We start from the raw sequence: 1,444 nt of genomic DNA, 5'->3' as shown, positions 1-1,444 counted from the left end.
TCTAACTTTTGGGGTGTTTTTATATGGCGAAATATAGTGAAGAGTTCAAACTGCTGTTGGTGGAAGAATACGTGGAAGGCACGCTGGGCTATAAGTTGTTAGCCCGTAAATACGCATTATCTAGTCCGTCTTTAATTAGACGATGGGTCCGTGCTTATCAGGCATTTGGACAAGAGGGCTTGCGGAAGAAGCAGACGAAACAGGTGTATTCTGTTCAATTCAAGGTGGATGTATTACACTTTATGAAACAAACAGGTGCCTCTTACCAAGATACAGCGATCGAATTTGAGATGAACGAGCCGTCGATCATTGCGAGGTGGAATCGTGAATTTTTGGCGGAAGGGGTAAAAGGCCTGGAAGAACGAGCGAAAGGACGGCCCTCCATGTCAAAAAAACCGAAACAGAAACCGGTCAAGACCGAAAAGCCCCTGTCCCGGGAAGAACAATTGGAACGGGAGAATGAGCTTCTCCGCCTGGAAGTGGCGTATTTAAAAAAGTTAAAAGCTTTCCAGGAGAATCCGGATGCCTTCCTCGAAAAGCACAAGCAGCGTTGGCGTTCGAACTCCATGAAGAAGGATTCCGATTAACGGATGTGCTGAAGATCGTCGATCTTCCGGAAGCGACGTACCATTACCACCGCCAGCGGTTCGATTCGGAAGATCCGGACCGGGAGTGGAAAACATTGATCCGGGCGCTGTTCGAGAAACACGAAGGCCGTTACGGGTACCGTAGGATCCACCTGGCGTTACAGGCGTTAGGCCATGTCATTAACCATAAGAAAGTGCAACGCATCATGAACGAATTGAATCTACTTTGCGGAAAATTCATCCGCAAATCGCGGTATAAATCATACAAGGGGAATGTTGGAACAATCGCAAAAAACCGGTTGAACCGCAGGTTTCACCCATCCTACGCATTGTAAAAACTCGTTACCGATGTGACTGAATTCAAATGTACGGGCGAAGAGAAGCTTTATTTGAGTCCGGTCATGGATCTTTATAACGGTGAGATTATAGGGGTAAGCATGGCGAAACGGCCGACCCTTGATTTCGTGATGGCGTCACTGCATCAGGTCCTGCCGATCGTCGAGAAGCAGGCGATCTACCGCACAACCATCCATTCCGATCAAGGCTGGCATTATCAGCACAACACCTGGGTGAAGGCCTTGAAGAAGAAGCGAATCTTTCAAAGCATGTCCCGGAAAGGGACCTGTGCCGATAATGCGGCCATGGAAAACTTCTTCGGCCTCCTGAAGCAGGAGATGTATTACGGAGAAGCATTGGTCACATTCGAAGAATTAAAACAGCGGATCGAACAATATATCACCTATTACAATAACGAACGCATTAAACAAAAATTGGCCGGCATGAGCCCGGTGCAATACCGGTTACATGCCAGCCAATTAGCTGCATAACTGAAACTCTAACTTTAAGGGGTCACTACC

Annotated in this window: 2 protein-coding genes and 1 pseudogene; all 3 read left to right on the top strand. The window is 47.4% G+C overall.

Going from position 1 to position 1,444, the window contains the following annotated elements:
* The first annotated feature begins 23 nt into the window (after positions 1-23).
* The gene (locus KW93_RS06965) at positions 24-587 is read left to right on the top strand and encodes a helix-turn-helix domain-containing protein (protein WP_033542270.1); all 564 of its coding nucleotides are present in this window, start codon (positions 24-26) and stop codon (positions 585-587) included.
* Positions 551-922 carry an IS3 family transposase gene (locus KW93_RS17100; protein ID WP_081986948.1) on the top strand — a complete coding sequence of 124 codons (372 nt, stop codon included), beginning with the start codon at positions 551-553 and terminating at the stop codon, positions 920-922. Before KW93_RS06965 ends, KW93_RS17100 begins: the two co-directional genes overlap by 37 nt.
* 12 nt (positions 923-934) lie before the next feature.
* A pseudogene (locus KW93_RS17095) lies at positions 935-1,414 on the top strand (IS3 family transposase); the annotation flags it as partial.
* Positions 1,415-1,444: the final 30 nt, after the last annotated feature.

This window comes from Planococcus sp. CAU13, assembly GCF_000775575.1.
In the GTDB taxonomy this organism is placed as follows: domain Bacteria; phylum Bacillota; class Bacilli; order Bacillales_A; family Planococcaceae; genus Planococcus.
Note: the sequence above shows the minus strand (reverse complement) of the source record. Positions and strands in the feature narration are given on the sequence as shown.